Source organism: Pseudomonas sp. NPDC087690 (assembly GCF_044743175.1).
Taxonomy (GTDB): domain Bacteria; phylum Pseudomonadota; class Gammaproteobacteria; order Pseudomonadales; family Pseudomonadaceae; genus Aquipseudomonas.
The window spans coordinates 60,146-66,193 of sequence record NZ_JBIUVX010000003.1 but is presented as its reverse complement, the minus strand read 5'-3'; the positions used below and the strand labels follow the sequence as shown (position 1 = coordinate 66,193).

General features: G+C 55.3%; 6 protein-coding genes and 2 pseudogenes. 2 read left to right on the top strand and 6 right to left on the bottom strand.

The features are described 5' to 3' along the window. Nucleotides 1-18: 18 nt before the first annotated feature. A complete protein-coding gene (locus ACIPIZ_RS07755; protein WP_401164936.1) occupies nucleotides 19-1,560 on the top strand; it encodes a phosphoenolpyruvate carboxykinase in 1,542 nt (513 codons plus the stop codon). Between the two features lie 64 nt (nucleotides 1,561-1,624). Here the strand turns inward: ACIPIZ_RS07755 and ACIPIZ_RS07750 are convergent. The 6 genes and pseudogenes from ACIPIZ_RS07750 to ACIPIZ_RS07725 all read right to left on the bottom strand — a co-directional run bounded on the left by ACIPIZ_RS07750 (nucleotide 1,625) and on the right by ACIPIZ_RS07725 (nucleotide 5,213). Then, nucleotides 1,625-2,101: pseudogene (locus ACIPIZ_RS07750) on the bottom strand (helix-turn-helix domain-containing protein). A 102-nt stretch (nucleotides 2,102-2,203) separates the two neighbouring features. Then, entirely contained in the window at nucleotides 2,204-2,476 is a 273-nt protein-coding gene (locus tag ACIPIZ_RS07745; RefSeq protein ID WP_401164846.1) for a type II toxin-antitoxin system RelE/ParE family toxin, read from the bottom strand. Beyond that, a complete protein-coding gene (locus tag ACIPIZ_RS07740) occupies nucleotides 2,476-2,919 on the bottom strand; it encodes a hypothetical protein (RefSeq protein WP_401164844.1) in 444 nt (147 codons plus the stop codon). Before ACIPIZ_RS07740 ends, ACIPIZ_RS07745 begins: the two co-directional genes overlap by 1 nt. Before the next feature lie 182 nt (nucleotides 2,920-3,101). After that, a pseudogene (locus ACIPIZ_RS07735) lies at nucleotides 3,102-3,370 on the bottom strand (hypothetical protein). Nucleotides 3,371-3,705: 335 nt separating this feature from the next. Continuing rightward, nucleotides 3,706-4,848 carry a hypothetical protein gene (locus ACIPIZ_RS07730; protein WP_064388976.1) on the bottom strand — a complete coding sequence of 381 codons (1,143 nt, stop codon included), beginning with the start codon at nucleotides 4,846-4,848 and terminating at the stop codon, nucleotides 3,706-3,708. Between the two features lie 104 nt (nucleotides 4,849-4,952). Next, the gene (locus ACIPIZ_RS07725) at nucleotides 4,953-5,213 is read right to left on the bottom strand and encodes a hypothetical protein (protein ID WP_064388975.1); all 261 of its coding nucleotides are present in this window, start codon (nucleotides 5,211-5,213) and stop codon (nucleotides 4,953-4,955) included. A 302-nt stretch (nucleotides 5,214-5,515) separates the two neighbouring features. Here ACIPIZ_RS07725 and ACIPIZ_RS07720 point away from each other — a divergent pair, with 302 nt between their 5' ends. Then, on the top strand, nucleotides 5,516-6,019 hold the full coding sequence (locus tag ACIPIZ_RS07720; RefSeq protein ID WP_401164842.1) for a polysaccharide deacetylase: 504 nt from the start codon (nucleotides 5,516-5,518) through the stop codon (nucleotides 6,017-6,019). Nucleotides 6,020-6,048 lie beyond the last annotated feature (29 nt).

Sequence of the window (6,048 nt, the reverse complement as noted above, 5' to 3'; positions counted from 1 at the left end):
TGGCCGACGGGGAACCTCATGACGCAAGCCAATAACGCCGTGTACAACGATCTGAGTGTTGATGATCTGGTAAAAGAAGCCCTGAATCGCGGTGAGGGCGAGCTTGCCGATACCGGCGCTCTGGTAGTCCGCACCGGTCATCGCACCGGCCGTTCGCCAGTCGATCGTTTCATCGTTGAAGAGCCTTCCACTCAGGCTGCTATCGCCTGGGGCCCGATCAACCGCAAGTTCCCGGCCGACAAGTTCGATGCCCTGTGGGACCGCGTAGAAGCATTCAACAACGCGCAAGAGCACTTCGTTTCCCACGTGCATGTAGGCGCGGCCGAAGATCACTACCTGGCCGTGAAAATGACCACCCAGACTGCCTGGCAGAATCTGTTCGGTCGTTGCCTGTTCATCAATCCGGCCCAGTACAACCCGGCTGGCCGTGAAGAGTGGCAAGTGCTCAATGTCGCCAACTTCGAGTGCGTGCCTGAGCGTGACGGCACCAACTCCGACGGTTGCGTGATCCTCAACTTCGCGCAGAAGAAAGTGTTGATCGCTGGCATGCGTTACGCCGGTGAAATGAAGAAAGCCATGTTCTCCGTGCAGAACTTCCTGCTGCCGGCTGCTGACGTGCTGCCAATGCACTGCGCTGCCAACATCGGCGAAGAAGGCGACGTGACCCTGTTCTTCGGTCTGTCGGGCACCGGTAAAACCACTCTGTCGGCCGACGAAAGCCGTTACCTGATCGGTGACGACGAACACGGCTGGGGCGAAGGCGTGGTGTTCAACATCGAAGGCGGTTGCTATGCCAAGTGCATCGATCTGTCCGAGAAGAACGAGCCGGTTATCTGGAAAGCCATCAAGCACGGCGCAGTACTGGAAAACGTCGTTATCGACGATGCCAAGCACGCCGACTACGCCGATGTCAGCCTGACCCAGAACAGCCGCGCCGCTTACCCGCTGGAGCACGTTGCCAAGCGTTCCGAGCACAACCTCGGTGGCGAGCCAAACGCGGTGATCTTCCTGACCTGCGACCTGACCGGCGTCCTGCCGCCAGTGTCGATCCTCAACGAAGAACAAGCGGCCTACCACTTCCTGTCCGGTTACACCGCTCTGGTGGGCTCGACTGAAATGGGTTCGGGCAGCGGCATCAAGTCGACCTTCTCCACCTGCTTCGGCGCACCGTTCTTCCCGCGCCCGGCCGGCGAATACGCAGAGCTGCTGATCAAGCGCATCCGCGGTTTCGGCTCCAAGGTTTACCTGGTCAACACCGGCTGGACTGGCGGCGGCTACGGCGTTGGCAAACGCTTCAACATCCCGACCACCCGTGCGGTGATCGCAGCGATCCAGAGCGGCGCGCTGATCGGTGCTGCCACCGAGCACCTCGACACCATCAACCTCGACGTGCCCCTGGCCGTACCGGGCGTTGAAACCAACCTGCTCAACCCGCGCAATACCTGGGCTGACAAGGCTGCGTACGACGAGGCTGCCAAAGCATTGGCCGGTCTGTTCATCGAGAACTTCAAGAAGTTCGAAGTGAGCGACGCGATCAAGGCTGCTGGGCCGAAGTTGTAAGATTGGTTTGGTGTGAATGAAAAAGCCGCCCTTTGGGGCGGCTTTTTTGTGGGCGTTTTTCCTGTTATGCGTCTTGTTTTAGCGTTTTCTTCAGTAACGAAGACAGTGAGTGAGTACAGTGGGAAGTTCTTGAGACGCTCTTCACTAACATTTGCGGCTTCGACAACATTTGTTTGTGACGTCGGAATTTTTCCTGCTTTTGGTACCCCGTGCGTTGGTTTACTCGCCGGACCTTTGCTAGCGGGATTCTTTGAATAGAGAAGACTTGCGTCTTGCTGGCGATAACCCGGTTCATCTGTTGCACCCAATCGAATCATGTCTTGCTCTAGACCCAGAACGTGCATCACTGACAAGTAGCTCCGATTGTTACGCCCGAGCCTCCGGATTCCAGGGAGCGCAGCGTCATGACAGACATCCCGGCGCGCTCGGCGACTTGTTTCGCGGTGAGTCTGCGCCTGAGTCGAGCTAGTTTCAGGCGCTCACCGAGATCGTTCAGAAGATGTGCAAGTTTCGGAAGCAGAGCCGCAGTTTTTCTAGCCATAACGCTATTATTCCTTCACTTGGGTAGTGGTAACGCCAGAATAATTGCACTTGTCTGGTCGATCCAGAGACTGGGTTTGCCCTTTCTGATCTTCGTGATCCGTCATGGCCATTGCTGACGGGCATGCATTATTCGCAGCACCTCCACACATTCATCTTTGATTGTGTAGACGATGACGTAGTTGGACGCTGCGACGATTTCTCTTGTGCCTTCAACGATGCCCTTTCTGTATAAGGTCGGCCGCTGTCGGGCGCCTTCCCCTTTTGATTCGAACATATCGTCGAGATCAGCCGCCGCTTCAGGGTTGTCCTCACTGATGTGCTCCATGATTCTGTCTCGGTCATCAAGCGCCTGTTGGCGCCAGACCAACCTCATCAACGCACTCGTTGACGCAGGGCATCGCGCTTGGCAGCAAATATTCGTCGAGCGTCCTGATCGCTCACGCTAGGTCTTGGATCATCAATGCTGGTTTGCACCTGCCGCTTGAACCACTCGTCATACGCCGCCGCCTCATGAGCTTGCTTCATTGCTTCGGCGCGATCAGGACGTGAGTAGGTTTTCATTTGCAGCGGGTCATAGCTGGATGCATCCACATCGAAGTGAGTGATACCCAGTTCTTGCAAATAGGCCACTAATGTTTCAAGGCGTTTGAACAGACGCACTTGACCGCTGCGCTGTGCTGCGAGCGAACTTTCTTTGCATCCTTGCTGAATTTGAATCGACCAGCCACCCGGCTTGGCGACGATATGTGTGCTGCTTACCGAACCGTTTTGAATCAGGTGCGTCAGGGTGCTGTGATCGATGGTTTCAGTGGTCATGACGACGAGCTCTTGACTGAACAATGGCTCCCATCGTACGCAATCAATAGTAGTTTGCAAAATTTAGCTCCTGTGCTGGACACCGCGTGTCCAGCATCCATGTTTTTTGGTCAGGCAGGCGCTAGTTAGTTGGGGCGCACCTGCTGAGATTGTTTTTAGGCTGGGGCTTTCCAATTGAGCATTTACTGCTGCGCAACTTGCAGCAGATCGCAGCCATCCTGCGTCAGCAGATAGAGAGCGTGGGTGATGTGGGGATGTCTTCGACGTCGGCTTGTTTGAAGTTGAGGCAGAGGGTGCGTAGCAGGTCGCTTGAAGCACGCAAGCGCTGGACGGTGCATTCGAGGATGTCTTGCGGGTTGTCTTCTGAGTCGATGATCAGTGGCGTTGTGTCGGTGAGGTTTGATTCGAGTGGGCGGTAGCGATCGGTGGTGAATTGATTCCATGTTTTCATTTTCGATCCTCAATTGCTTCTGAGTGAAGCCACCACATCGTGACCAAGCGACAGGAGGCGACTGTGTTCGGGTTGGTCAACCGGTGAGGATCGTGCACACACCCGAGGGTGTCACGAACACAGTCACCATAAACTGCAGGCAATTAAGTGCCCGCAGCATACAGCGCATGCGTATATACGATCCAATCGGGTGACCAAGCCCGAGCCACTGATTGGTCAGCGACAGTCACGACTATAGGCTCACACCCTCAAGCCTCGATAGGCGACAAAGACTCTTATCCTGTAGGAACCGGACGAAGATTTTGCCGGACGTCGCTATCGTCTGATCAACACCTTCAACGCAAATGCGCATACGCCGAAATATCCAGCACACTCGTCGCCAGCCCGGTCGCCGGCGAGTAAATCGCACCTTTCACCGTCGAGAACGGCACGCCTTTGCTGCCCAGCGAAACGTAGCGCTCGCCCTTGTCCAGTTCGGTAAAGTAGGTGTAGGAAAGTTTGTGCATCAGTTTGTATTTCGCTTCATCACGAACAACGTTGGCGGTGAGCGTTTTCAGGTCGGCATCGCTCAGGTTAAGCGTTTTCGTCAGAGACACGCCCCAACGCTTGAGACATGTTTCGGCGAGATGGCGGACGATCCGGCCAGGATCGACGAGCGCTTTCATGTCGCTGCTGTTGGTCGGTACGCCGCCGCCGGCGGTAGCATTGCCGGCCAGGGTGGCGTGACGGCCGGCCATTGGATAGACAGAGGTTTTGGTGCCCGTGGCGGTTTGCGGGATCACGCAACTGAAGCCTTTGGAGCGCTCGTCGCGGGCGTAGAAACCAACGTATTCCTTGACGTTGCTGGCCAGCTTGACCCGCTCATCCTGAAAGTTGCCAATTCCCGGTACCGGATCAATGGCAAAAATGTTTACCGGGATGTTTTTCAGTGCGCTGTCCTTGAACATTGCGTTGGCCAACATATGGCAACTAATGCCGCCGCGGCTCCAGCCGACCAGATTAACCTTTGTCGGAATGATGCCGTCTTTACGGAAAGTCTTGATGATTTGTTCCTGTAACTTCTGCTGGGTAACGCTACGGTCGCCGTAGTTATATTTACGCCAGAACCAGGAACCTTTGATCTCTACATCTTCAATAGGAATACCGGCAGCCTTCAGGCGGTTGTATTCCGCCTCGGTCAGTTGCTGGCGCTGCCAGTCGCACTTGCCTTTGATGATGTTCATGGCGTGCATTACGTTTTCCTCCCAGCCTGTGCCAAACAGGGTGCCGGTCAGGCCGTATTCCTTGGTTTTGGTAAACAGGTCGTCGGCTTGCAAGTTGCCGCTGCCAGGGCCGTCGACCACGATAAACTCCGCAAACTCGTGGCCGGTATGATTCGAAGCGAGGGTCGAAACGATCTCGCCGTCCCAGAAGTTCTCATGATTATTATCGAACTTGTTGGAGCCGGTGCCACAAAAAAAGATGGTTAAAACTGTCATGGTGTTGCCCTTGGTTAATGTAAGAGCAGCAACTTAGTGTTGATAAGGTTGATAAATAAAGCGATGTGTTGTTTCCGGGTTTGTAGTTTTGAAGTTTGTCTCGCTCAGGATGGTGTTTGTTTGGCAACTTCGAGCAAGTCGCAGCCATCTTTGATCAATAAATAAAGTGCGTTGACGATGTTGGGTATGTCTTTTACGTCAGATTGTTTGAAACACAAACAATAGAGCGTTTCCAGCAAATCACTGGCGGCGCGCAGACGCTGGTCTGCAGCATCGAGCAAGTCGCCGTGGCTGGCGTGCGTGTCGATGACCAATACAGGGTTTTCGCTGTAGCAAGTCTTGAGAGGGCGATAGCGGTTGATCATGGTGAGGCGGGTCCTTTGCAAAGGCGCTCGTTCGGGCCGACAGGGTATTTCAGCCGCGCCGGCCACTATAGAAGAGCGTTACGCAGCCGAACAAGACCGCCGAAGTGGACAGAATTCGTAGGGGTTTTTCCGTGGTGCGGGCATTTGCCCTACGCGTATTCAGGGGTTTTTTCAGGCAAAACCCCTACGCGAAAAATTTCCTACGGGTTTGTCAGGCGCTTCGCAGTAAACCTCTGTATGGTGCGCGCCAGAATCTGTGGGACGTTTCCAAACGTCCGATACACGCTTAAAGGGAATTAGGTATGCAATGGCTACGAATGGCCTCGATTGTGTTGCTGTGGGTCAGTGGTTGCCGCATGACGTTGGCGGCCGAAGCCGGCAACGCGCTGGTGCTCAATCATCTCGACCGCACCGGTTGGCCAGAAACGCTCGCCAGCCAGACGAATCTCGACACCGCCTCTCGCGCTGAAGTGTTGATGTTCGGCAAAGCCTTGCTGGCAAGCGAAGCGCTGGACGAGTCCGGGCTTGAGCAACGTTTGGGCGTCTCGCACGTTCAGCTCAAGTCAATCCGGCAAGTGCGCGACAATCTGTGGGATCGCTTGCTCGCGACCTATCGCCACGCCAGTCAGGACTGTGACGGGCAACCATTTTGTCCGCGTGTGCGCAGTATTGCCGATCTGCGTCAGTTGTCGGCGGCATTTACCGGCGATATCAGTCCGGCGCATGCGTTGTGGGCGAGCAGAAGCCTGGATGTGCATGAGCGCGTGCTCGACGAGCAACTGCGGGTGGCCGTGCTGCAACCGTGAGTCTTGTGTCGGGTTGACCGGCCTCTTTG